The sequence below is a fragment of the Bacteroides sp. 14(A) genome (assembly GCF_000526555.1).
Taxonomy (GTDB): Bacteria; Bacteroidota; Bacteroidia; order Bacteroidales; family Bacteroidaceae; genus Bacteroides; species Bacteroides cellulosilyticus.
In genome coordinates, this window is sequence record NZ_JAGH01000001.1 from 661,035 (window position 1) to 686,974 (window position 25,940).

The window sequence follows — 25,940 nt, forward strand, 5'->3', positions numbered from 1 at the left end:
TGCCGATAGTCCATAGCTTTGTAATGAACTAATTCCATCAATGCGCAATGAGTCGGAATAGAGTTAGAAACCTTTCCTGTATATCGGCAACTCTTTCCCAAACTCCGCATGAACCACCTCGAAATTGACAAAGCCATTCACGGACTCCGGTTCTAACAGCGTTACCGCAAGGTTCGCATTCTTCTGTGAAAGACGAATCATGAAACAACCTGCCGGGAAGATCTTTTTTTCCTTTATCATCCGTGTAGATACTGTGACCGGATAAATCTTTTCCCATTCCTTGGTAGCTTTCTTGTATCCGGTAACCATATACTTCTCTACGGTGGCAGTGAAGGGTTTTCCTATCTCTTCTACCTCTATTCCTAAAGCCCGCAATTTCTCAGCTTGCATCCGGCAGGTATCCGGCAGAATATATCCTTTGGGACGTTTGCGTACTAACTCAGCTTTCAGTTGAAGCGCATCGAAAGTAGGCAGAGGCTCCGTAAAGCGTTCGTTCTTGGCAAGGTCAATAAAAGTAACGGGAAGCTCTGTCCGTGCAGATTGAAAAGTGATGGATATATCACTCTTTCCGCTGCAAGTCTCTTTTACGGCCTTTCGTATCTCACTTCTTACTTCTTTTGAATGAAGAGCCGCTGTTTCCAAAAGACTGCGGGATACCAGAAAACCACATTCTGCACGACGGGTAAAACACGCTTTTCCCAATCCTATTCCACGGATTTCTATGAATAGAGATACCGCATTGGTAAGCCCCTGAAACGTGGAACTGGATTGCGGGCTCTTGGCATCTTTCATTGCATACAAACTATCATTCCTGACACTGGGTGTAAAGTAAAAGCCTGAATGATAACCGTTAACCTCCAATGTCTTCTCTGCTTCTTCACGGAATAAGCCGTTGGAAAGTGTACGTATTCCGGCAGGGATGTTCAAATGCCCGCTGGGTAGGAAAAGGACATCGGCGGCCGTAGCTGCTTTAGTACCCCGCAGCAATTCAAACTCCTTGCGGAAAGGATTGAATTCGTGGATGTCCAGCGCTATTTCGGGGTTCCATTCCTTGTACGCTTTTTTAAGAAGAAGAGTCACCGGATCGGCAAGTTTACTTTGATCCCGGTTCAAATCATACCCACTGCCTGATTTACGGCTTTGCATGGCATAACCATCCGTATTGGCTACAGGTACAAGCGCAAGAGAAACCTTTTTCAACAGTTCGGCACCTTCAGGAGTATTCAGTAAATAATCGGTAAGCATACAGGTTGCTTCCGGCCCGGCAGGTTCGTTACCGTGCAGTCCTGCCTGTATCCAGACTCTTATTTTCTTTTTCTCGTTGGGAGTTCCGAAATAGAGCACGGGGATATCCCTGCCCTGTGGAGTCTTTCCTATATTGGATAGCGTAAACTTATCGGGATGCCTGTTGGCTAAATCCTTCAAATACCTGTTTATCTCGAACAAGGAAGCCAGACCTTCTTCAAGCGGCTTGCCGAGGGTGGGAGTGGAATATTGCTGCTCTGGTTCGGGATAGAAACGGCGGGTTACCTCTTCCGGCTGCACCGTGGGTTGGATATTCCAAAGAGAAGAGTTGCTGAATACGGTTTCTTGCGCAATGCGTTGCAGATAGAGTGCTTCCTCTTCGAGCAGTCCGGCATAATAAGTACCTGTATAGGGTTTCTGAAAAAATACGCTACAGAATACATTGGCGACAAGATAAGAACCCTGTCGGGAAGGGTGGCTGTGATCGTTGTTGTAAAGCGTGATGCTTGGATTTTCCGTGCGGACACGCTTCCAGGCGATGCCGACGGGGGCACACCAGGCATTCAGTTGTGCGGTCATCTCCAAATAACTTTCAGCCAGTCGTTGTTGCATTTCGGCATACGTGTCGATGTCGTGTCCCCAGGTCATGTAGAAGACGGTTTTTCCTTTCGGATTGTAGAGGCGGCGCAAGCTGTCGAGGGAGTGGGCGGGCTTGTACACATTCTCCCGTACCCATTCCTTTTCGCGGGCAGGCGCTTTACTTTGGTCTTGCAGGATGACGAAATCCCAGTTTCCTTCACGAATGGCATCCAGGGTTTCAGGGTTGGCGGCATGTTTCTTCAATGTCCAGCCGCCGTGTTCCACTAATTTTACAGAAAGCTTGTGACCGGTGGAGGCGGCAAGGGCCTGCACTTGTCGGACTAAACGGTTGTATTGTGTGTAGCTGTTACCTATGAACAGCGCGCGGAGAGAGTCTCCCAACATGACAGGAACGGCACGTCTGCCCATTCCGGTGGAGTGGTGTCCGATGCCTTGTTCTTCTATTTTCTGCCAGTTGCAGGGCCAGTTGTGTTCGGCTGCTATCCGGTGGAGGTATTGGTAGAACTGATTGCCACGCTCGTAACGATTGCATCCCTGTGCTTCGGCTTCGGGAGTCTTCCTTAAATACGATTCACGGATGGTGTCTCCCGTAGCCAGTTGGAGGATAATCGGTTTGGCAAGATACTTCCTGATTGTTTCGGGGGTGACATACGGAATGTTGCGTACTCCGTAGGGAAAATCTTGCGAAGCATCGGGGAAAGTGTACCATCCCGGACTACCGATAACAGCTTTCTCCACATACGGGCTGTCATGGAAAAGCATGAAACGCTGCACAAACTGCCCTCCGGCTGAGTGACCGTAAATCATATATCCTTTCCGTTCACTACCTGAAGATTGGCGGACGTACTCGAAGATTTTATCAACCAGTGCCGGAGTTCGCTTTTCAGCCGGACGTATCGTATGATCCTTATCGTCCATGACACCGATTTCCTGATAATCGGGTAAAGGAAACCTCTCCAAATCGAAGTGGGGAATGAAGACCATGAATTTATGCTTCTCTGCCTCCTGCTTCCAGGCTTTGAGTAGATAAGTGTAACCGCGGTCGGCACCTTCGAAGACAAAAACAATGGGCATACGGCGCACATCGCCCGAAGCCGGAATGTAGTAGTGCACATCTACCGGACGGTTGGCAAAGGGAGGATAGTCTTTGTAGGTGAACTTGCCTTCACCTACGGGAAGCACGGAGGCGGCACGGAGTCCGGTGCCCAGAAAAACAATAACAAGAAGTAGAATTAATCTTTTCATTCTTCATACCTCCCTTTTTTAATGACTTCCTTGTCTTTTAGGACGAGTTTGCCGCGTGCTATGACGTGCGTCAGTTGAAGTTCGGAATCAAGGAAACAAAGGTCGGCATCGAAACCGGCGGCTATTCTGCCTTTGGTGCGCAGTTTGAGGTTGCGTGCCGGATTGCTGGTGATAAGGGTCAGCGCCTGTTCCAGAGGCAGAAAGCCTTCTTTTACGAGCAATGTCATCTCCTGCAAGTTGAGGTGCAGGGGAGCGGGTCGATAGGTCGTTTCTCCTGTTTCGGGATTGGTGCGGCGCACTCCGCCACGGCCGTCACTGGAGAAGGTGATGCGGTCGAGGGGCACGTGGGCTTTGAGGGCTTTCATGACGCAGCGGTGGGGAGCGTCGAATTTGGTTCCTCCGGTGGAGAAATCTACCATACCACCCATGCAGGCAAATTCTACGGCTTGCCGGAATAAGGCTTCCGTGCGTATCAGGTGGGTGGGCGAGAGGTAGGAAATCAGTGTGGGATACTTGCGGGCGATATCCAGCAACGGGGCGATACCGTCGGGCAAGGCTCCCAGATGAATATGCAGAATACCTCCTTTGCCGGAAGTGAAACCGCCGAGGCGTACCTGGTTGATGAGGCGCAGTATCTCCAGTTCGGTGGGGAAAGCGCTGCGATCGTCACTCATGGCGAGTTTGCAACCAATCACTTTGTCGATGAAGATGAGATCGTCGGCTACGCAGGACATCAGTGTTTTGGGAGGCAATCCGTAGAAACTGGTAAGCATGTAGGCACTGAGGCCGTCGTCTTCCAGGGCTTTGGTTTTGGCGTAAAGGGTGGTCAGCTCTTTTACGAAACCGTCCGTGCCGAGTAGTCCTACCACGGTGGTGGTTCCGCAAGCCACCAGTTCGCTCATGGAGACGTCGGGGACTAAGGAAGCATAGCCGGTTTGTCCGCCGCCACCGGTGATGTGGACGTGCTGGTCGATAAAGCCGGGGGTGACGGCACACCCGCCGGCGTCTATGGTATTCAACGGAATACCGGTCAATTCTATTTTCCGGTCTATGAGGGTTATTTTGTCATCTGCCAGTAGAACGTCGTTCATGCCGAGATGCTCCGGAGAGTATAAGTTTGCATTTTTAATGAGTGTGAACATGATTCGGAGTTGTTTTATAGTGTTATGAAATGATAAGCTATCAGGAACAGGATGCTGCCTATAAGGGGCAGGGTGTTTCTCTTTGCCAGTTCAATGGGCGATACACCCGCCACACCGGCAATGGCGACAATGATTCCCGCTATGGGAGATGCGGCACGCCCCATGCTGGCGGATAACTGCAAGGGAAGCACGAGGGAATAGGCAGGCATACCCAACTGTCCGGCAATTCCGGGCAGCAACGGGCCGAACGAGAAGAAAGCCGCGTTTCCGCTTCCCATCAGCATGGCCGCACAGAAGATTATCAGGGCGAAGACTGCTGCGATGGCAATGCCGGAAAGTCCTATATGCGTGGAGTAATCTACCAGTGAGTCGATGAAGCCGAGGCTAATCAGTCCTTTGGAGAATATCTCGGAGGCAACAATCAGTGTCACGACACTTCCGAAGACATTTCCCATCCCTTTCCAGAAGCTGGAGAAGGCGTCAAAGGTTTTCCGTATATTGCGTGTGTGGCAACCTACGAATACGAGTGAGACAAAGAGGGAAAATAGCATGGCAGTCGTTGTATTGAGCGTTATGGGAGGCTGGAACAGGCCCACATAGGGCGAAAATACAATGAGAAGCGCAAGTGGAAGTATGGGAAGCATGGCGAATGTTAATGGAATATCCGGTTTGGCAGAGGTCTGCGGGACTTCTGCTGTTTCGCTATTTTCCGCGCTCTGCCTGGCGGCTTCTTTTTTATCGAAATACCTATTGTTGAAGTAAAACAGGGTCATGACTACCAAAGTGGTAGGGATAACCAATGGGAGTTGGTGGGTAATGAAATAAGCTACGTTGGTCTGGTCGATAAGTTCGGCGGCAAGGGCTGTATTTGCCGAGCCGGGACCCTGGTCGAACAGCGTTGCGGCGGCAATGACGGATAATGCGGTGAGGCGGCTTACTCCCAATCCGATGAGGACGGGGTAAACGGAAGCGACAAGCAAGAGTCCTAATCCGGCTGCCGAGGGGGTAGTGATAAAGAGCAACTGGCCAATGGGAATGGTGACGGTAGCTGCCAGGTAGGGATAACGGCGAAAGAACCCCAACGGTTTCATGGAGATGTGCACCAGGGCATTGGTGGCTTTTATGTGATTCATAAAGGCTACATAGCCGCCGATGGTCATAATCATCAGTCCTGCGCGGGACAGGTTGCCGATGAATGTTTCTTCCACCACTTTCACCAAATCGAAAACAACGCTGCCGGTGGATTTATCCGGAATGATGGGTTGGACATTGAGGATGAGGGCGAATGTCAACATTACAAGTCCGGCCAGCATCAAAACTCCTTGCGGGTTCAGTTTCCGGTAGAGGTAAATAGCTGTGACGGCGGTCACCAATATACAGAGGAGGAAGGCTACGACTGACATAATCTGATTGGTTCTGGGTTATAAATTGTTTTTTGAAGAGTGATCGGGGATGGGACAGGAATGAATTAAATGAAGTGTCTCAATTCTCCTCCTTTTGAGAGGAGGAGAATTGGGATAGCACTATTTAATCATTGTTCTACTGTCTTATAAGTACCCCGGATTATTCTCCAACTGGCGACCTGTATTGGAATCAATGAACTCTTGCGGAATCGGGAACAACACAGGCGTATCATACGAATTCATGCCTCGTGCATCGCGTCCTGCAATCTCATTCAACTGTCGCATACGACGTTTGAAGTAATTGTTCACATCACGTTCATCTCCACCTTTCTCCTGACTTACGCGAATCAGGGTGTGGCGGCGTTCTTCTTCGGAAAGAAGTTCACGGCTACGTTCGTCCAGAATGAAATCTACGCCTCCTGCGGTGAGTTCAGCTTCTGTGATGCTGACTGCATTGGAACGATTGCGTACCTTGTTAATCCATTTGATGGCTTCACCTGCCTGGTTGTTTTTCAGCAAGGCTTCCGCATAAAGCAAGTACGTGTCGGCGAGGCGGAGATAAACAATATCCTGATAACATCCATCCTTGTCACCATTTGCCAGTAACGGTGCCACGTAATCCCATTTGCGGGTAGTGGGCCAGTTATACTTCTTGATGGTTGTCTTATTATCATCCAGCATAGCGGCGGTTACAGTGGTGTCTACCACCATCTTACCGTTGTTAAGGAATTCCGTAATCTTGCCGTCGGCACCCTTCTCGTTAATAGTCCATACCACTGCATAATCGGATACACGGTCGTCCTGAGTTCCCTGATCTTTATAGTTGTAGAGACGGAAAGCACCTCTTGAAGGCACGCAACGTCCGGCACCTTTACCACCGTTGTTTATCCAGAACACCTGAGGCCAAGTGGCTGCACCGCTTGTATAGTCGGGATCGTACTTGTTGCTCTTGTTGATGACACCGTCGTTGGAGTAATAGTTTTTATATGTACTCTTCATGTAAACCTCGGCTGTACCGAAAGCACTATTTTCCGGTTCCGTGTTGACAAAAGCGTATAAAACCTCTGTGTTTCCGTCCGCATACATCGGTGTGCGGAATACGTCGATGAACGGACAGCCCGGATTGGCGGAGTTCTTGCCGAAACGGTTGGTTATCAAACTGTATTCGGAACCTTCTGCCAGTGGCTTCAAAACTTCGACTGCCTTGGAGGGCTGGTCCATTGCCAGATATAGTTCACCCAGATAGTGGCGTGCCATGGCTCCTGAAATCTTGCTGTTGCTTTCTTCACGCAACGGTAAATTGTTCATGGCGAAAGCAAAGTCCTGTTCCATGATTTCACGGATGGATTCTACGGAGTTGCGCTCCCAGTCGTTACGGTAGTTCATACCTGTAATTTCTTCGGTGGACAAAGGTACGGCACCGAATGAATACGTCAGATGACGGTAAGCCCATGCGCGGAAGAAGCGGGCCTGTGCAATGATCTTATTCTTGTGGGCGGCAGCTTCGGTTTCGGTTCCTTTCCAGTCGATGCCACTGCCTTCGGCACGTGAAATCACCATGTTTGCCGTATTGATGATGCGATAACACCATTGGAAGATGTTCTGGAATATCTGCAAGTCCGTCTGGTTGATTTGCGACGGATAGTACATGTATTTAAAGTCGCTGTGTGAGTTATTACTCCATGAATTGTCCACACCGCAACCCCATGCAGAGTGCAGAACGAGCGGCAGACCACCACCGAGTGCATCGGCACGGCGGTATTCGTTACGCATCATTCCGTAGAGGCTGGTTACCATGGATTGGAACCCGCTGTAATCTACTAACAGATTTTCAGGGTAGAGTGAAGCACGCGGATCTTCTTCCAGGAAGCTGGATTCATTGCATCCGGTCATGCAGAGCACGAGTAGTGCTATCAGTGTATATTTTAGCTTTTTCATACTGTTTCTCTTTGTTTTAACGGTTTATAAATCAAGTTTCAGACCGAATGTGAATGAACGTACCTGCGGAGTGGACTGTTGGTCGCTGATAAATTCCGGGTCGAGGCCGGTCCAGCTTGTCCAGGTTGCCAGGTTCTTGATATTCATATATACTTCGAGGCGGTTCAGGGAAATCTTCTTTAACCAACGTTGAGGAACACGGTAGGCCAGCGTGACATCCTGCACACGGAGGAAGTCGGTCTTTTCGTAGAAACCTGCGCTCATCGGGTTTACAGAAGTATCCAGTGAGTTTTTCGGGTACTTGTTGGTAGGATTCTCCGGTGTCCAGAAGTCTACCATGAGGCGGTTCTGGCGATAGGAGTTGTGAGATACGTCGTAAAGCCAGTTATTGGCTGTCTGTCCCAGTTGGGCATTGAGGAATACGCTCAGACTGACATTCTTGTAGCGGAAAGTATTCGTCATACCCATTGTTACTTTAGGAATTGCCGAGCCGATGATTTCCTTGTCTGCCGGGGTGATGTCGTTCACACCGTCCTTGTCATGGTACTTCATATATCCGGGGATGGAGTAGCGATAGTTCGGGTCTTGCTGTCCGTTCGGATTAGACGGGTCGGTGATCTGCCAGATACCGATGAAGCGGTAGTCGTAGTTCACGCTGATGGGCTGGCCGATGAACCATCTGGAACCAATGTCATCCACGGGGTTGCCGTTGGCATCGTAGAGACCTACATTCACGATCTTTGTCTTGTAGTGCGACAGGTTGAAGGTAGTGGACCAGTCGAAATCTTTCTTGGCAATGTTGTTGGAAGTAATCTGTAACTCTAAACCGCGGTTCTTGGTCTCACCGATATTCTCGGTAATGTTTCCCGTACCGTTGATGGTGGGGATGGAGCGGTTCAGCAACAGGTCGCTTGTCTTCGACCAGTACATGTCGAATGTTCCCTGGATACGTCCGTTCCACAGTTGGAAGTCGATACCGGTATTGATGGATTGTGTAGTTTCCCATCCCAGCGAAGGAGAAGCCAGCTTGGAAGGATAGAAACCGTAGTTTGGGGTATGGTCATCTTTCAGATAATTGAAGGTGGAAAGGTCAGGCAATGTAGTGTAGGCGCCTACCGCTTCGTTACCGTTCTTACCCCATGACAGACGGTATTTCAGGTTGCTCACCACTTTTGCCAACGGGCTTGCCTGGAAGAAATGCTCATTGGAAATGTTCCAACCGATAGCCATGGAGGGGAATACACCGAACTTGGATTGGCTGCCGAATGCGGAGTAACCGTCACGGCGTGCAGTCAGTGTCAACAAGTAACGGCTGTCGTATGAGTAGTTCAGACGTGCCATCTGAGAGATGTGGTTTTGCTTGGTATAGCTGGAACTGCCGGACATGGTGGCGGCTTTGGATATCTGGTAATAGTACATCACATCGTTCGGAAAGTCTTTGCCTTCCATTCCGTTGCCTTCCTTCTCGTAGCTTTGTGCAGAATACAGACCGGTGAAGAAGATGCGGTGCTTGCCGAATTCACGGGTATAAGTGATGATGTTTTCCAGAATCCACTCTTGTGAATGCCAGTCGTCGGTGTTCAGAATACCGTTGGAGCGTGCGCCGTAGTAAGTATCCATTCCCTGATACTGTTTCCAGCTACTGTTTTGGTACGTATAGCCGGTATTGAGCTTATAGCTGAGTCCGGGGACGAACGGCAACTTTATTTCTACCACGTTGTTGGTGATGACTTTAGAGCGTATGTCGTTGCTCTTGTTGTTGAGGCTACTTAAGGGGTTTACAGAGAAAGCTTCGCTGGAATCTTCCCAGGCGGCGGAACGGATGTTGCCTTCTTCGTCATAAGCTTCTGCCAGGGGATTCATGCGGAATGCTCTGGAGAAAGAAGCACTGCTGCCACTTCGGTCGTAGCGTCCCAACTGGGTGCTGGTAGAGAACTTAAACCAGGAAGTGAACTCCTGATCGAGGTTGAAACGGATGTTGTAGCGTTTGAATTGGTTGCCTACGGCAGTACCTTTCACATCGGTATAGTTCAGTGAGACAAAATAGTTGGTCTTATTGACGCCACCACGGAAAGAGATATTGTGCTGCTGCTTGAAACCGGTGCGGGTTGCCAGATCCAGCCAGTCGGTATCCATGCCGGCTTCGTGCATACGCAATTCTGTAGCGGTCATAGATCCCATCCACGGTTCGGGATTGCTTTCAGTGGGCGGGGTGGGTGTTGGCATCTTTCAATGCTTCCGTCTTATACTTCCAGAATTCTGCTCCATTCATAAGGTTGGGGAAGTTGATGGGATTGTCAATGGTGATGTAGGTGTCGTAGGATACGGTCAGTTTGCCTTTTTCACCTCTCTTGGAGCTGATGAGGATGACACCGTTCGAACCGCGGGCACCGTAGATGGCAGCCGAAGAAGCATCTTTCAATACTTCAATGGATTCGATATCGTTCGGATTGATTTCGGACCAGGGACCATCAAAGGGGATACCGTCCAGAATAACCAGTGGTTTGTTGTCTGCCGTGATGGAGTTCTCGCCGCGGATGCGGGTCTTGGTGGAAGAACCTTCCGCATTGGTTCCGGTCACTGAGATATTCAGACCCGGTACAGCACCTTGCAAAGATTGGATGATGTTGGTCTGCGGGCGATTCTCCAGTGTTTTGGTATTTACGGAAGCAACTGCACCTGTCATATCCGACTTGCGCTGCACACCATAACCTACCACTACTACCTCATCCAGCATCTTAGTGTCTTCCTTCAGGATAATGCTGACGGGTTTCGTGCCGTTGACTTTCACATCCTGATTCAGATAGCCGATAAAAGAGATTTCAAGAGTGGCGCCATTCTGTACATTCGCCAATGAAAAGTCTCCTTCTACATTGGTGACACTTCCTGTACCAGTGCCTTTCACAATGACATTAGCTCCGATGATGGGTTCTCCCTTTTCATCTTTCACGTTTCCGGTGACTGTGACTTGCTGTTGTGCAAATGTATTTACCGAAATGAACAGTAACAAAGCGCAGCAGGCAAGAATGAGTCTGCATGAGCGTTTTTCTTTTCTTTTGTTCTTCATGATTCGTTTAATAGTTAACATAAGTTTTTAGTTTGGATCTCTGTGGCAAAGGTATGCGCAATAAGGGTTACTTACTCTGCGAGGTAAACAGGCGAAGTAAACTGTTAAAACTGATAAGTATTTGATTATTAGTGTTGTTTTCTGAAAATGAAAGGTTCGGAAGTAAACTCTTTAAGTGGAATCGGTAGTAGAGAGCAGGGCTTACGCTTTGTATTTTCCGAGCTTTTTCACTGCATTTATAAAATCTTCTTTCGGGATAATGGATTTATTTCGGGTGCGAAGCCGGTTGTTATAAACCGTTTGTGCGGAACAATGAAGGAAGTCCGCTATCTTCACGCTGTCTGTGATGCCGAGTCTTATCAAGGCATGTATGCGCAGTTCGGTATTAAGTAGTTCGCCTTCTTTCAGTTCGATGCGCTCCTCGGGTAGCAATAAGGCATTGAAGGCGCCTACAAAATCGGGATAGAGATGCAGGAAGATGGTATCGAAATTCTGGTAGAACTCTTTCAGTTCGTTGGAGGCTGTTGCGGAAGAGTCCGTCATTGCTTTTACATCTTCTATCTGGCCTACTTTCAGTTTCCGGTTGATGTTCTTGCGAAACTCTTCCAGCTTACTGATGTAGGTGGAACAGATGTTGAATACATAGCCGATATATTCTTCCTTTACGTAATTAGATTCCCGCAACTGGTCGTTGACTTCCTGTAATTGCGTATTCAGGTCTTTCAGCTGCATGTTTACTTCTTCCAGGCGTTGATGTGCTGTAGAGAGGGCATCCATATTGACGGACAACTTCTGGTTTGTATTGTCTAACTTCAAGTTGGCTTCTTTTAGCCGGCGCATTTGTTTGCGGATGAACAGGAGGGCGCCGATCAGTACGAGGAATAAGAAACTGACGGCAATCAGGGAGGCTTGAAGGCGCTTTTGCTGTGTGCGGCTCTGTTCCTGGTACGCTTTGTAGATTTGGTTTTGCAAATGAGACATTTTGACTATTCGTACCCGGTTGTGGAAAAGCATGGCTTTTTGGGAACAATAGAGGATGTAGTTATAGGCGCGGTCTATTTCTCCATGCTTAAATAGGTATTCCGCTATTTCCTGCAAAGAGCCGATATCTCCGTTGACAGACCGGATGTCTGCCATAGCCGAAAGAATGAGGTTCTCCAGGTATTTGCTCTCGTTGTTTTCACTCCGGTAAATGGCGGAGAGATTATAAGTAGCTATGGAATACTTGCGGCTGTCGTTAGACAATGTTTGCTTGTTTTCCTCAAATGCCTGTTTGACGGGTTCTATTTCCGGGGTTCCCAGGTAGAGCCATGCCCGGCAGTTCCAGTAGCGCAATTCGTCAGGAGTGGCTGTGAGGTATACCGAGTCTCGGAAAGCCTTTTGGAGATTATTGTAATGTTCCGACAGTTGGGAGTTCTCACTGGAGTAATCCCGCAGGCGGGAATAGAGTGTACATAACCTGCCAAAATACTCGGAACGGAGATTTTGGGGTAATTCTTCCGGTTGAATGTCACTGACGGCTTTCAAGGCTTCGGTCAGTAGTCCAGAGGAGGTGAGGACAAATGATTGTTCGAGCAAAGAGACCACTTCCCAGGTACGGTTGTTGGTCTGTTGTGCCAGTTGTATGTTCTTGTTGATGTAATGCAGGGCGGAATCCGCATCATAAACCCGATACTCCAAATAGACCATTCTATTCATGGCATAGAGTTCCTTTACATCTTTGACCCGGCTATATTGCATTTTCAATTGCTTGATGCGCTCCTCTTTTACTCTGACAAATAGATCCTGTTGTTCCAGCAGGCTATCTAAAGAGTGAAGCAATTTCCTGTTTTCTTCTAAAGCATGTTTAGAAGTGTCTGCACAGACGTAGGCAGGAAAAAGAAGGCATACAATGAGTATAAAGAGGCCGCTTTTCATGGCGCTACAATCCTAAAACGTCCGTTTGTCTTGGCTGATTGTCATATTGTCCGCTGATTCCTTGGATTTCTTTGGGGTTCAACTCCAATCCTTTCTTCATATCTTCTGCAGAGCCTGCCGTGTCACCATTCAGCAACTTGGCGCGACCGCGTTCATGATAGGCTTGTGCGAAATTAGGATTCAGTTCGATGGCTTCGTCAAAGAGTGCGATAGCTTCGGGATACTTCTTCTGGACGATATAAAGTTGTCCTAGGCAAAGAAAAGCCTGTTCGTTGAATGGATTCAATTCTGTTACATAGCGATAATCGGTTTCGGCTTCTTCCTGCTGTCCCGCTGCTTCTTTCACTTTACCGCGGAGCAGTAATGCAGCTTCTTCATCGGGATCTTGGGAGAGTATAGCGTCGATATCTTCGGTAGCTTCCTTGTATTGCTGCATCTTGATTAAGGCTTCGGCACGCAGCAGGCGGGCTTCGGTGAAGTCGTCTTTCAGTACAATGGCTTTGGTGAGATGGGCGATGCTCATGATACCGTCGTCCATACCTTGCTTGGCTCTGCCCAGAAGATAGTATGCCATGGCATTTCCTTCTTCTATTTCAATAGCTTTTTGTGCGGCGTCTGCCATTGCCTGATAGTCTTCTTGCAGGTAGCATACGTTGGCAAGGGTGAGGAAAGTGGAGGGGTGGTCCGGTTCCTGTTTTGCCATGCGTTCCAGCAGTTCATGTGCTTCGCTGAGGGCATTGGTTTGAATGTAAACCTGGCTCAGATAGCTCATGGTTTCAAAGTCTTCCTGAAGGACAAGGGCTTCCGTGAAGCATTTGATTGCATAATCGGGACGCCCCATGCGTTGTGCACGCATGCCGTCATACTTGAATATCTCGAAGTTCTTTTGATCGTTTTTCTGTTTCTCAGTTTCCGGTTTTTCTTGTTTGCCGGAGAAGAAAGATTTAAAGAATCCCATAATCTGTATTTCTTAGGTGTTTTGTTTTTATTCTTTTTGCAAACTTACATAAAAATCTTGTTTCCATACCAAGAACTCGGTCTAAAAAGAAAAAACATTCGTGTTATTATTGATGGTATCATTTAAAATTTGTTCTTTTGCGATACATTTACCAATTATATTAATTAATCATCGTTTCTAAATTAAAAACACAAGAATGAAAAAGATTTTCATGAAGTGGGCCTTCTTTATGTTATGTATGGCCGTGACAATGCCTGCAATGGCTCAGTTTAATGTAAAAGCACTGAAAGGTGCGGCTAAAGCTGTTAAAGCTGTTACTCTGACTGATGCTCAGATGGCAGAATATGTAAAAGAGTATATCGACTGGATGGATACACATAATCAGGTATGTGCCGACGATAATGAGTATACAATTCGTCTGAAAAAGCTGACTGAAGGCTTGACGGATGTAGAGGGAATTCCTTTGAACTTCAAAGTTTATTATGTGATAGATGTCAATGCATTTGCTTGTGCTGACGGTAGTGTGCGCATTTTCTCGTCTTTGATGGATATCATGACGGATGATGAATTGCTGGGTGTAATCGGACATGAAGTAGGTCACGTGGCACACAAGGATTCTAAGAATGGGTTTCGTACGGCATTGCTGACTTCAGCTTTGAAGGATGGTATTTCTTCACAAGGTGGTACGGCTGCTAAGTTATCTGATTCTCAGTTGGGTGACCTGGGTGAGGCTCTGGTAAACTCTACATATTCACAGAAGCAGGAGAGAAGTGCTGATGACTATGGATATGAATTCCTGAAAAGTCATGGTAAGAATCCCTGGGCAATGGCTTTATCTTTCCAAAAGCTGAAGAAATTGCAGGAAGAAGCCGGTGCGCAGAAAAGTAGTAAGCTGAATCAACTGTTCTCTACTCATCCTGATTTGGATGCCCGTATCCAGCGTATGGAAGAACGTGCAACCAGCGAAGGTATTGAGAAGCCGGCAGTAACGGAATAATTCTTATTGATATAATAAGAAGAAGGGCGTGCAATTCACTGTACGCCCTTTCTTATGCCTTCAGGCTTATGATGCCGTTCTCCGCCTTCAGATCTTCATCTTCCAGCAATTCGCGGATACATTGAGAGATGATTTCTTTATCTGCTTCTATCTGTGAGGCAATATCGGCAGGTGTCAGAGGTTGCTTGCGAAGCAATTCTTTAATTTCTTCTTTTATTTGTTGGGAGGAAAGTCTGGGAGTCTCGGCACGGTGGCTGAGGCAGACATCGCATATTCCACAGTTATGTTCATTCTTCTCTCCGAAATAGCGTAGAAGCATACGGCTGCGACAAACGGTTTCGGTCGTTACATAATCTACCATTGCCTGAATGCGGGCTTCATAACGTTCCTTACGCTCCTCGTATATGCTGCGGGAGATTTGCAGATGTTGCCTGTCTACGCGTTCGCGTGTGTATATGATATAAGGTGTCTTTTTATGTGGAATATAGTCGATGACACGCATCTTGGATAGACGTATCAGCAAGTCGTACACCCGTTGTCGCGTTAATCCGCTACGTACCGCAAGTGAATTCTCGTTGATAAAGGTGTAATCCGTGAATACTCCGGTGTAAGACCGCAGAACGATTTGAATAAGTTTGTCCATGTCCTCTCCCAGTTCGCGTAATTTATACAGTTCATCACGGCGGACGGTGAAGTAAAGACGGGAGGCATTATCCTGTTCGTCGGTATATTCCAGATATCCTGCTTGCGTCAGAATCTTCAATGCACTGTCGGCAGGTACAGGGAAGTATTTGAACTTCCGGCAAAAGTCTTCCAGATTGAACTCTCTGACACATCCCAAACCGTCTCCCATTGCCATCTGGTAATAATATTGCAGATGTTCGTACACCTGTTTGATGTAGTCTTTCTCCGGAAAGGTGTCCGGGATACGTTTATGAAGGGTGACTTTGTCCGATTTGGCATAGAGTATTACGGCATACGCTTTGTTGCCGTCACGTCCTGCACGTCCTGCTTCCTGGAAATAAGCTTCGGGAGAGTCCGGCAAATCGAGGTGGATTACGATACGTACATCGGGTTTGTCTATACCCATGCCGAAAGCATTGGTGGCAACCATTACACGGCTTTCTCCTGTCTGCCAGCGATGCTGACGTATATCCTTGGTGGCATCATCCAGACCGGCATGGTAGAAGTCGGCGGTAATCTCTTCGTTAATTAAAAGTTCGGTGATTTCTTTGGTTCGCCGACGATTGCGTACGTAAATAATGGCACTACCCGGCATACGGCGTAGGATGTGAAGAAGTTCTCCGGTCTTATTTTCTGTTTTGCGGACTATGTAGGCAAGGTTCTTCCGTTCAAAACTCATGCGGAAAACATTTTCCTGCCGGAAGCACAGCCGCGCCTGGATGTCCTTCACGACTTCCGGAGTAGCGGTTGCAGTCAGTGCCAGCACAGGGACACCGGGTAGGAGATCACGTATTTCGGCTATCTTCAGATAGGCAGGACGGAAATCATATCCCCATTGTGAAATGCAATGGCTTTCGTCAACGGTTATCATGCTGACGTTCATTTTCCGTAGCTTGGTGCGGAAGATTTCCGTATCCAACCGTTCGGGCGATATATACAGGAATTTATAATTGCCGAAAATACAGTTTTCCAGTGTGACGATAATCTCTTGCCGGGACATTCCGGAGTAGATGGCAAGTGCTTTGATTCCTCTTTTTTTCAAGTTCTGTACTTGGTCTTTCATCAGAGAAATCAGGGGAGTAATAACTATGCAAAGCCCCTCTTTGGCAAGTGCAGGCACTTGAAATGTGATGGACTTTCCGCCGCCCGTAGGCATCAGCCCCAGGGTGTCTTTGCCTTCGCCAATGCTATTGATGATATCTTCCTGTATGCCCCGGAAGTTATCATATCCCCAGTACTCTTTGAGAAGTTGAGAGTAGGGAGTTGAAGGTTGGGAGTTGAGCTGCGCAGTCATAATACGAAGAATTGGAAGTTGAGAGTTATGTTACATAACTTAACTCTCAACTTCCAATTTATTAATTAGGTTGAATATCCTCTATCTGCAACTGTACCTCGCCCCGTTTATGGGTATTCTCTTCAATGGTGTAGCAGATATCAAACGAACGCTTGGTTTTGATGAAACGTACATGCGAACTTTGTCCGAAGGCGATGCCGTTCATTACATTATTCGATTTGTTGTCTACCAGTTCCAACTTGATATGCTCCTGATCACGCCCCACTACTTTACTGGTACCGTAATCATAGACATTATGCGTACAGAATATCGGTTTTGGATTATCCGGACCATAAGGATTGAATTTCTTCAGGTCATTAAAGAATTTCGGAGAAATATCCCTGAAATCTATCTCTGCATCGATATTTATGACCGCACTTGTCTGTTCCGGTAGGATGTTCTGTGAAACGAATTCCTCGAAGCGTTTGGTAAAGGCGGGAACATTTTCCACTTTCATCGAAAGGCCGGCTGCATAGGTATGACCACCGAAATTTTCCAGCAGATCACGGCAATATTCAATCGCCTTATACACGTCAAAGCCGGATACGGAACGGGCGGAACCTGTTGCCATATCGTCCGTACGGGTCAGCACTACTGCGGGGCGATAATAAATTTCCGTCAGGCGGGAGGCAACAATACCGATAACACCTTTGTGCCAATCTTCGTTATACAACACGATAGAACGGCGTTCGGCAAGTCCTTCCAGATCAGCTACAATCTGGTTGGCTTCCTCGGTCATGGTCTTATCGAGATCTTTCCGGGTTTCGTTGTATTGATTGATTTGATTGGCTTTTTCCAAAGCTATGGAGAAATCCTTCTCAGTCAGCAGGTCGACGGCTTCTTTTCCGTTCTGAATACGTCCGGAGGCATTGATGCGCGGGCCTATCTTGAACACGATGTCGCTGACGGTAATATCCTTTTCAGTCAATCCGCATACGTCGATAATCGCTTTCAAACCTACGCTGGGATTACTGTTCAACTGTTTCAATCCGTGGAAAGCAAGTATCCGGTTTTCTCCCATGATGGGAACAATGTCCGAAGCGATACTTACGGCAACCAGGTCGAGCAGTGGAATGAGGTGATGGAACTCGATGCCATTACTGATGGCAAATGCCTGCATGAATTTGAAGCCTACGCCGCAACCGGAAAGGTGCTCGTAAGGATACGTATTATCTAAACGCTTGGCGTTCAGGATAGCGGCGGCAGGTGGAAGTACATCGTCGGGCACATGGTGGTCGCAGATGATAAAGTCAATGCCTTTTTCTTTGGCATAGGTTATCTCCTCTACAGCTTTGATGCCGCAATCCAGTACGATAATCAATCCTACACCGGTTTCTGCGGCATAGTCTACCCCTTTGGTAGATACCCCGTAACCTTCGTTGTAGCGGTCGGGGATGTAATAGTCAATGTTCGAATAGAACTGTTGAATAAACTTGTAGACCAGTGCCACTGCGGTAGTGCCGTCTACATCATAATCACCATAAATCAGAATACGCTCTTTCTTTCCCATTGCCTTATTAAGGCGCTCCACGGCCACATCCATGTCTTTCATCAGGAATGGGTCGTGCAAGTCGGGCAACTGCGGGCGGAAAAACTTCTTGGCATCCTGTGCCTTCGTTATTCCCCGCTGCACCAATAATCCGCCAAGAATCGGGCTAATCCCTAATTCTTGGGCCAACTTTTGGCTTGTCTCTGCCTGTTCGGGTGTAATGGGTTGATAATTCCATTTGTGAGTCATTTTATATATTGTTTTTTCCTTTTTTCAGTCTCGTGGTTGGAAGAGGTTTCGTTTCTCTCGGGAAAAGCCTGTATTTTTCCAACAAGGCGTAAAAGTACGAAAAAGTATGGAAACAGAGGAAGGTTATGCGGAAAAACTTTGCGCAAAACTTTTTCATGCGAGCATGAAAGTTCTACATTCGATTTGTATTATCTTTGTTTCCCAAAAAACTTTGAACGTGATATGTTGACATTCATCTCTTGTGCCAAAACGATGACGGCACGCACATCTGTAGGAGTCCCTGAAATAACTGTTCCGTACTTTCAGGCGGAAGCAGTACAGAATGCCTTGGATATGGGGCAATTTTCTGCTGCTGACCTGGAACGTCTGTTACGTATAAATTCCAAGATTGCCGCTGAGAATTATCTGCGCTATCAGGATTTCTTTTCGGAGGCAAATTCTGCAATGCCCGCTATCTGTGCCTATACCGGTGCGGTGTTCAAACGTATAGTACCGAGAGATTTTTCCGAAGATGATTTTCGCTACGCTCAAGAACACATGCGCATCACTTCCTTTCTGTACGGACTGCTTCGTCCGTTGGACGGGATAAAGCCTTATCGTATGGAAGGAGATATACGCCTGCCCGAAAGGGGAGGGATGACTATGTTTGATTACTGGAAACCTTTGCTGACGGATTATTTTATAGCGGATATCAAACGTCAGGGTGGCATACTCGTTAATCTTGCCAGTGGTGAGATGAGAGATCTGTTCGATTGGAAGCGAGTAGAAGAAGAAGTCCGTGTCATTACTCCCGAATTCCAGGTATGGAAAGGCGGGCAGCTAAAGACAATTGTGATATATGCCAAGATGTGCCGCGGAGAAATGCTACGCTATATTATTAAAAATCGCATTGAAAATCCCGAAGACTTGAAAGCGTTTACGTGGGAGGGCTTCGCATACGATGAAGGACGCAGTACGGATGAACATTTGCAATTTACGCTGGTGTGACCAGCGAAGGTAGTTATGATTGCAGAAACTCCATGTATTCTTCGTAGCTGATATATCTTCCTCCCATCGATTTCAGATGGGGAGTTTCGAACTGGCAGTCTATCAGTACGCCGCCATGCTCTCCGAAGAATTGTGCCAAGTGGATGAGGGCTAACTTGGATGCACTGGGAACCAGTGAAAACATACTTTCACCGAAAAAGCAGCGCCCCAAGGTGACTCCATAGAGTCCGCCTACTAATTGTTCCCCTTCCCATATTTCCACGCTGGCGGCAAAGCCCTGTTCATGCAGAAGTGTGTAAGCCTCTATCATCTCCGGACCGAGCCAGGCACCTTCCATGTCCATCCTCAGTTCTCCGCACTTACGGATGACTTCATCGAAAGCCTGATTGATAGTGACATCGTACTTCCCTTTGTTTATGAGCGTCCGCATGGAGTGGGAGATATGGATTTCGTCGGGGAAAATGACGAAGCGTTCCAGTGGGCACCACCATTGTATCATTCCCTCCTGAAAAGTGTACCAGGGGAATATCCCGTTGGAGTAAGCCAGGATGAGGCGGTCGGTCGACAGGTCACCGCCTACTGCCAGCAATCCGTCCGGATCGCCGTAGTGCGGATCGGGAAATGTAATTTCGTCAGTTAGTGCAAAGACCATAGTGTCACTTTGTTGAAAGTTGTAAGACTAATTGATCTTTGTCTACCTGTATGCAAGTTTTACCACCGGATTTTAAGGAACCGAATAAGATTTCGCGCATCAGGAGTGGTTTCAGATGCGAAGCTATCACACGATCCATTTCGCGGGCGCCATATTCGGGCAGGAATCCACGTTGCAATAACCAGTTGCGGGCTTCCGGGCTCAGTTCCATCTCTATCTGGCGTGCGGCAAGCTTGCTGCTCAGTTCCCCAAGCTTCTTGTCGAGGATAAGTGAGGCCATTTCCCGACTCATATCGTGGAAAACGACAGTAGCGGACAGACGGTTGATAAACTCCGGTTTGAAGGTCTTCTTGACCTGTTTCAACATGGCTTCCCCGGCTGTAATCTGACTGCTGAATCCGATAGATGCCTGACGGGCAAATTGTGCACCGGCATTTGAAGTCATAATAAGTACAACGTGGCGGCAGTCGGCTTTTCGTCCTTTATTATCCGTAAGAACAGCATAGTCCATTACTTGTAGCAGAATATTGAATACATCGGGATGGGCTTTCTCAATTTCATCAAGCAGCAGTACGCAGTTGGGAGTTTTGCGAATGGCATCGGTTAATAAACCACCGTCTTCATAGCCTACATATCCGGCGGGTGAACCGATTAATTTGGCTACGGTATGCTTTTCGGTATATTCGCTCATATCGAAACGTTGCAGGGAAATACCCAGTTCGGAGGCGAGCACTTTGGCAACTTCGGTTTTACCTACTCCGGTAGGACCGACGAAGAGCAGGCTTGCCAGCGGTTTGTTTTCATCCAGCAGTCCGGCTTTGGACATTTGTACGGCTTCCACCACTTGGCGCACTGCCTCTTCCTGGCCGTAAATTTTGGCACTGATACGTGCATGCAAAGTTTCCAGTGAGGTGGTATCTTCTTCTTTCATGGCGAGTGCATCTACTTTGCAGATACGGGCGAGTACATCGGTTATTAATGTCTTGTCTACAATTTGCTCTCCGGAAGGTATAGGGTGAATTTCGCGGTAAGCTCCTGCTTCATCCACCAGGTCGATAGCCTTGTCGGGCAGAAAGCGGTCGCTGATATAGCGGACACTTGCTTTGACGGCGTAAGGGATTACATCAGGTTGATAGGTTACTCCATGAAATTCTTCATATTTTTCTTTCAGTCCTTCTACAATATGGATGGTTTCCTCAATGCTTGGTTCAAGTATATCTATTTGTTGGAAGCGACGCACCAACCCCTTGCTGCGGGCAAAGTAACGGTTGTATTCCTCGTAAGTAGTAGAGCCGATGAAACGGATGTCTCCGCTTTCCAGATAGGGTTTCAGCATGTTGGATGCATCCATGGAACCGTCTCCTGTACGTCCGGCACCTATCAGATTGTGTATCTCGTCGATATAGATGATAGCCCGTCCTTCATTACGAACACCTTCCATAATGGTTTTCAGGCGTTTTTCAAAGTCACCCCGGTATTGCGTACCTGCCAGTAGAGTACCTAAATCCAGTTCGTAGATACGGCAGTCGAGGAGTCGTTCGGGGACCTCACGTGCTTCAATGCGGGCAGCGAGCCCGTAAGCGAGGGAGGTTTTGCCAACGCCCGGTTCGCCTACATGCAACGGATTGTTTTTCTCTTTGCGACAGAGCACCTGAATGGTTCGTTCCAGTTCAGCTTCCCGTCCGATGAGTGGATTGTGGTCTTGCAGACAGTCATTCAGACAAGTTACAAAGTTTCGCCAAGGTTCGCTTTTTTCCTGTGGAGAGGTTTGCAGATCGTCTTCTTCCTCCACTTCTTCATATCGGGAGATGAGTTGGCTGATAAATTCGGGTAGATCTTCTTCAAGAGCTTCTTTCAGGATATGGCATGCCCAAGAGTCCTTGAGCTGGAGCATGCTTTGCACTAGATGGGGGACGTTCAATGCTTCAGCACTTGAATAGTCTATCATCAGATAGGCATGTTGTATCAGTTCGTTGAGCTGGGTTGAAACTTCCAGTTCATAATCCATGTCTGCGGGAACGCTTTCCAGTTCTTCCGTGAAATAATTCTCTAAAGAGAAAGCAAGTTCCTGGGTATCACAGAAACACATATTTAAAGCATTGGCAAAGGGACTCTGTTCCAGAAATGCACTCAGCAAATGCTCAGGTGTGATAAATTCATGGCGATAAGATATTGCCTTTTTTTGTGCATAGGTGAATGCGCTGTTCACATGCACTGTATTTTGTATATCCATAATCTTCTCCTAATTCTTATTCTTCTTCCGGCGCAACGGTGAGCCGGAGTGGAAAATTCTCTTCGCGTGCCATACGGGTGGCTTTCTGTACTTTCGATTGTGCAATGTCGTATGTATAGATGCCTACCACTGCCGATTGACTCTTGTGTACCTGTAGCATCAGCGTTTCTGCTTCTGCTGCCGATTTAAAGAATATGGTAGTAAGTATCTTGACGACAAACTCCATCGTGGTGAAGTCATCGTTATAGATGATCACCTTGAAGTGCTGCGGTTCGCGTAGATCTGTACGTTCCTTTTCTTTGAAAGATGATTGTTGCTGTTCCATAATGGGGGCAAATTTATGAAAAAGAGGCAGATTTGTCTGTTATGGAGTCAGTAAAAACATACCGGATTTGATCAGGTTAAGAGAATACACTATATTGGGAATGATTTGCAAAATGACAAAATGTAAATTCTAACGCCTTAGAATCTTTCCTTTTCGTACCAATTACTATGGTGGACGAAAAGATGCAGAGAATGTTTGATGGGGTGATGCGAAATGGTAGTAATTGATGAGGAAATGAGATTTTAAGATTATAGAATCCTTAAATGGAAGATGTTTTGGAATCTGTTTCCCGGATATTCTTTATAAATGTTACTTTTTCTTAGTGGTCGTTTCTCTTCGAAATAGAATAAATATCATGTGTTTTTTAGAAGGGTGACGCCCTTTGTGAGTGATGGCGTCACCCTTTAGTTATTATGGTGTCACCTTTTGGAGCAAAGGGTGTAGCCTTGGCAAATGAGACTTACTTTTTTAGGGAAGAAAGACCGTGCGATTGGTCTGAATAGATGGTCGGTTTAGGATAAATGAACCATCTGTTTGCTCTGGATAGATGATGTAAATCTTCAAAACAGTGGTTGTAATATTCTGGAAGCGTAGCTTTGATCGAAGTGTCTGTTAGCAATAATGAGGAAAATGGATTTTTTGTCTTGCAAAATATGATATAAGGTATCAGTTTGATAAGATGATTCAGAATGTGTTCGCTTCTTACCTGGATTGTATCTGAGACGTAGTTGCTCCGTACATTCTTCACTGAAAAGTACTTCTGGACGAAGAAGTACCGGAGAAGGTACGGAGCAACTACATCTCGGGTATATTCCAGGCCCGAATTTGCTTGCTTATCTTTCAGCTTCTATCGTGTAGGTGAAGCTGTCTGCCCGATAGTATCCGATATTGTATTCAATAGGTACTTGGTTGATATCGTAAACGAATCTTTTCCTTATTAAGATAGGATCACTTGACTTTATATCCAGTTTTTCCGCAATGAATTCTCCTGCCAGGCGTGCGGATACTTCCTCTTTACTGGTTTTCACAATAATGTTATATTTATTTTCGAGTACTCCGTAAAGAGGTTGGGTGAAATCCTCATCACCGGTTAACGGTATATTCGGATTGAAATAGGAGATAAATGAAACAAACGGATATTCTTTATTACCCCGTACCCTTTCCAGCACCATACATTTGGTTCCTTTTTCCGGGTCTATATTGAAGAAGGTGCATATTTCTTCAGATGGTTTCTTGAAACTGACGTGGAGTTCGAAATTCTTAATTTCAATACCCAGCATTTTCATTTCTTGTGAGAAACTTAGCCAATTTTTCACTCCGCCAATGATACCTTTGCGCACAACTTTTGTACCATGACCTTTTTTTCTGACCAGCAGTCCTTCAAATACGAGCTTGTTGATAGCTTGACGGAGAGTGTTCCTGGATATATTCAATTGTTCAGACAATAGAACTTCATTTGGAAGTAGCTTTCCGTTCTTGTACTCCTCTGATTCAATGAGTTTTCTAAGTACTTCTTCTGCTTGAATATGAAGAGGTTTCTCCGAATTGGGGTCTAACTTTATGGGCATAATTGTTTTCTTTATTTTTTTGATGCTACAAAGATAATTCTTTTTTTTCTTAAAAAAATACCCGTAGATTCTTTTATTTTATTTTTAAAGAGTATATATTTGCACAAAATACATATATGTTCATACATATAGATAAAATAAAGTATATATAATTATGAGAAAAGTGAATTACGACAGATTTCCTTCTACTAAGATTACGGGAACAATTCTTCAGGGATGGGATGCTGTTCATACATTGCTGGTGGAGTGTTTCAAGGTTAAGAAAGTTGTGGCTGTTGATTTCTATGCGGGTGTGCGTGAGGAAGAAGTTGCGGGTGAGTTGGAGTTGTTGTCTCCTACCTTATTTATTAATACGCGCAATTTGATGAAGCCACAGGATGAGATTAAAGCGATGACAGAGCGTTTCATGACGGATGATGTTCTTTTTGGCTATGTAACGAACCTAACCTTGAATGATTATTTTGATGCGGAAAAGCTGGAACAGGCTAGAAAGCAAGTGGCGGATGCAACCGGAAGAGTAATTATTGTAGGGTCAGGCGCTGCTATGGTGGCTCCGGCTGAGGCTACGGTGGTTTATGTGGATATGGCTCGCTGGGAGATACAACAGCGTTTTCGAGTACATGAAGTGAAGGCTTTAGGAGTGGATAATCGTGAAGATGCTGTATCTTTGCAATATAAGAGAGGCTATTTCAACGATTGGAGAATACTTGATAGGTATAAAGAAAGTTTGTTCGGCAGGGTAGACTTCTGGCTGGATACTCATATTGCCAATGAACCGAGGTTGATTGATAAGGAAACTTTTTTCAAGGGTATAGAAGAAACGATTAAGAATCCTTTCCGTGTGGTTCCTTTCTTTGATCCGGCTCCTTGGGGTGGACAATGGATGAAAGAGGTGTGCGGGCTGAATCCTGAAAAGGAGAATTATGGTTGGTGTTTCGATTGTGTTCCCGAGGAAAACAGTCTTTATTTTGAAGTGAACGGTGTACGCTTTGAATTGCCGTCGGTGGATTTGGTGTTGTTGAAATCGAGAGAATTGCTGGGTGAACCGGTAGAGGCACGTTTTGGTAAGGATTTCCCAATTCGTTTTGATTTTCTGGATACGGTGGGCGGAGGAAACTTGAGCGTGCAGGTGCATCCTACTACACAGTTTATTCGTGAGAACTTTGGCATGTACTATACTCAGGATGAAAGTTACTATTTGTTGGATGCCAAAGAAGGTGCTTCGGTTTATCTGGGTTTGAAGACTGGTATAGATAAAAATGAAATGATTCATGATCTACGCGAAGCGCAGAAGGGAGAAGTTGTGTTCGATACGGAGAGGTATGTGAACAGGTTGCCGGCTAAAAAACACGACCATTATCTGATTCCCGGTGGAACAGTACACTGTTCGGGTTCTGAAGCGCTGGTACTGGAAATTAGTTCAACTCCGAACTTGTTCACTTTTAAACTTTGGGATTGGCAGCGTTTGGGACTGGATGGAAAGCCTCGTCCTATTAATGTAGAAAGGGGGAAGGATGTGATAGACTGGAAACGTGATACGGAATATGTGAATAAGCATTTGGCTAATCGCTTTACGCAAGTGGCGGAGGGTGATGGCTGGAGAGAAGAATGCACGGGACTGCACCCGAATGAGTTTATCGAGACGCATCGTCACTGGTTCTCCAAGCCTGTTACGCATCATACCAATAACAGTGTGAACGTGCTGAATTTAGTGGAAGGTGAAGAGGCTGTTATAGAAAGTCCGATAAATGCTTTCAAGCCCTTTGTAGTGCATTATGCAGAAACTTTTATTATCCCGGCAAGTGTAGGTGAATATACGATTGCTCCTTATGGTAAGTCTGTGGGGCAAGAATGTGGGACAATCAAAGCTTATGTGAGATATTGACCGGAGAGTAGTATTAATAAAAT

Annotated in this window: 17 protein-coding genes; 3 read left to right on the forward strand and 14 right to left on the reverse strand. The window is 46.5% G+C overall.

The window, feature by feature from the left end:
* Positions 1 to 63: 63 nt before the first annotated feature.
* The 8 genes from K429_RS0102360 to K429_RS0102390 all read right to left on the reverse strand — a co-directional run bounded on the left by K429_RS0102360 (position 64) and on the right by K429_RS0102390 (position 13,518).
* Entirely contained in the window at positions 64 to 3,090 is a 3,027-nt protein-coding gene (locus tag K429_RS0102360; protein WP_025725915.1) for a M14 family zinc carboxypeptidase, read from the reverse strand.
* Positions 3,087 to 4,232 carry a beta-aspartyl-peptidase gene (gene iadA / locus K429_RS0102365; protein WP_025725916.1) on the reverse strand — a complete coding sequence of 382 codons (1,146 nt, stop codon included), beginning with the start codon at positions 4,230 to 4,232 and terminating at the stop codon, positions 3,087 to 3,089. Before iadA ends, K429_RS0102360 begins: the two co-directional genes overlap by 4 nt.
* 14 nt (positions 4,233 to 4,246) lie before the next feature.
* Positions 4,247 to 5,635, reverse strand: coding sequence for a C4-dicarboxylate transporter DcuC (gene dcuC, locus K429_RS0102370; RefSeq protein ID WP_025725917.1), 1,389 nt, complete (start codon positions 5,633 to 5,635; stop codon positions 4,247 to 4,249).
* A 144-nt stretch (positions 5,636 to 5,779) separates the two neighbouring features.
* Positions 5,780 to 7,573 (reverse strand): RagB/SusD family nutrient uptake outer membrane protein, encoded by a 1,794-nt coding sequence (locus tag K429_RS0102375; RefSeq protein ID WP_025725918.1) that lies wholly within the window; start codon positions 7,571 to 7,573, stop codon positions 5,780 to 5,782.
* Positions 7,574 to 7,597: 24 nt separating this feature from the next.
* Positions 7,598 to 9,799: a SusC/RagA family TonB-linked outer membrane protein gene (locus K429_RS28365; protein WP_231501797.1), complete on the reverse strand. Its 2,202-nt coding sequence runs from the start codon at positions 9,797 to 9,799 to the stop codon at positions 7,598 to 7,600.
* Complete coding sequence (locus K429_RS30780) at positions 9,774 to 10,640, reverse strand: TonB-dependent receptor plug domain-containing protein (protein WP_231501798.1); 867 nt, start codon at positions 10,638 to 10,640, stop codon at positions 9,774 to 9,776. Before K429_RS30780 ends, K429_RS28365 begins: the two co-directional genes overlap by 26 nt.
* Before the next feature lie 201 nt (positions 10,641 to 10,841).
* Positions 10,842 to 12,557 (reverse strand): DUF6377 domain-containing protein, encoded by a 1,716-nt coding sequence (locus tag K429_RS0102385; RefSeq protein WP_025725919.1) that lies wholly within the window; start codon positions 12,555 to 12,557, stop codon positions 10,842 to 10,844.
* A gap of 4 nt (positions 12,558 to 12,561) precedes the next feature.
* Positions 12,562 to 13,518, reverse strand: a complete 957-nt coding sequence (locus K429_RS0102390; protein WP_197031235.1) for a tetratricopeptide repeat protein — start codon at positions 13,516 to 13,518, stop codon at positions 12,562 to 12,564.
* Between the two features lie 193 nt (positions 13,519 to 13,711).
* On the opposite strand from K429_RS0102390, the gene K429_RS0102395 reads away from it, so the two are divergent.
* The gene (locus K429_RS0102395; RefSeq protein WP_007210106.1) at positions 13,712 to 14,512 is read left to right on the forward strand and encodes a M48 family metallopeptidase; all 801 of its coding nucleotides are present in this window, start codon (positions 13,712 to 13,714) and stop codon (positions 14,510 to 14,512) included.
* Between the two features lie 52 nt (positions 14,513 to 14,564).
* On the opposite strand, the gene K429_RS0102400 is transcribed toward K429_RS0102395, so the two are convergent.
* Both K429_RS0102400 and recJ read right to left on the reverse strand, forming a co-directional pair.
* The gene (locus K429_RS0102400; RefSeq protein WP_025725921.1) at positions 14,565 to 16,490 is read right to left on the reverse strand and encodes an ATP-dependent DNA helicase RecQ; all 1,926 of its coding nucleotides are present in this window, start codon (positions 16,488 to 16,490) and stop codon (positions 14,565 to 14,567) included.
* A gap of 61 nt (positions 16,491 to 16,551) precedes the next feature.
* Entirely contained in the window at positions 16,552 to 18,267 is a 1,716-nt protein-coding gene (gene recJ, locus K429_RS0102405) for a single-stranded-DNA-specific exonuclease RecJ (protein ID WP_025725922.1), read from the reverse strand.
* A gap of 222 nt (positions 18,268 to 18,489) precedes the next feature.
* On the opposite strand from recJ, the gene yaaA reads away from it, so the two are divergent.
* Positions 18,490 to 19,254: a peroxide stress protein YaaA gene (gene yaaA, locus K429_RS0102410; protein WP_025725923.1), complete on the forward strand. Its 765-nt coding sequence runs from the start codon at positions 18,490 to 18,492 to the stop codon at positions 19,252 to 19,254.
* 13 nt (positions 19,255 to 19,267) lie between these two features.
* Here the strand turns inward: yaaA and aat are convergent, their stop codons facing one another.
* The 4 genes from aat to K429_RS0102430 all read right to left on the reverse strand — a co-directional run bounded on the left by aat (position 19,268) and on the right by K429_RS0102430 (position 24,026).
* Complete coding sequence (aat, locus tag K429_RS0102415; protein ID WP_007210110.1) at positions 19,268 to 19,906, reverse strand: leucyl/phenylalanyl-tRNA--protein transferase; 639 nt, start codon at positions 19,904 to 19,906, stop codon at positions 19,268 to 19,270.
* A 4-nt stretch (positions 19,907 to 19,910) separates the two neighbouring features.
* On the reverse strand, positions 19,911 to 22,139 hold the full coding sequence (locus K429_RS0102420) for an AAA family ATPase (RefSeq protein ID WP_025725924.1): 2,229 nt from the start codon (positions 22,137 to 22,139) through the stop codon (positions 19,911 to 19,913).
* 16 nt (positions 22,140 to 22,155) lie between these two features.
* Positions 22,156 to 22,464 (reverse strand): ATP-dependent Clp protease adaptor ClpS, encoded by a 309-nt coding sequence (locus tag K429_RS0102425; RefSeq protein ID WP_025725925.1) that lies wholly within the window; start codon positions 22,462 to 22,464, stop codon positions 22,156 to 22,158.
* An 833-nt stretch (positions 22,465 to 23,297) separates the two neighbouring features.
* Positions 23,298 to 24,026: a GntR family transcriptional regulator gene (locus K429_RS0102430; RefSeq protein WP_025725926.1), complete on the reverse strand. Its 729-nt coding sequence runs from the start codon at positions 24,024 to 24,026 to the stop codon at positions 23,298 to 23,300.
* Positions 24,027 to 24,186: 160 nt separating this feature from the next.
* Between K429_RS0102430 and K429_RS0102435 the strand changes: the two genes are divergently transcribed.
* Positions 24,187 to 25,917, forward strand: a complete 1,731-nt coding sequence (locus K429_RS0102435) for a class I mannose-6-phosphate isomerase (protein ID WP_025725927.1) — start codon at positions 24,187 to 24,189, stop codon at positions 25,915 to 25,917.
* Positions 25,918 to 25,940 lie beyond the last annotated feature (23 nt).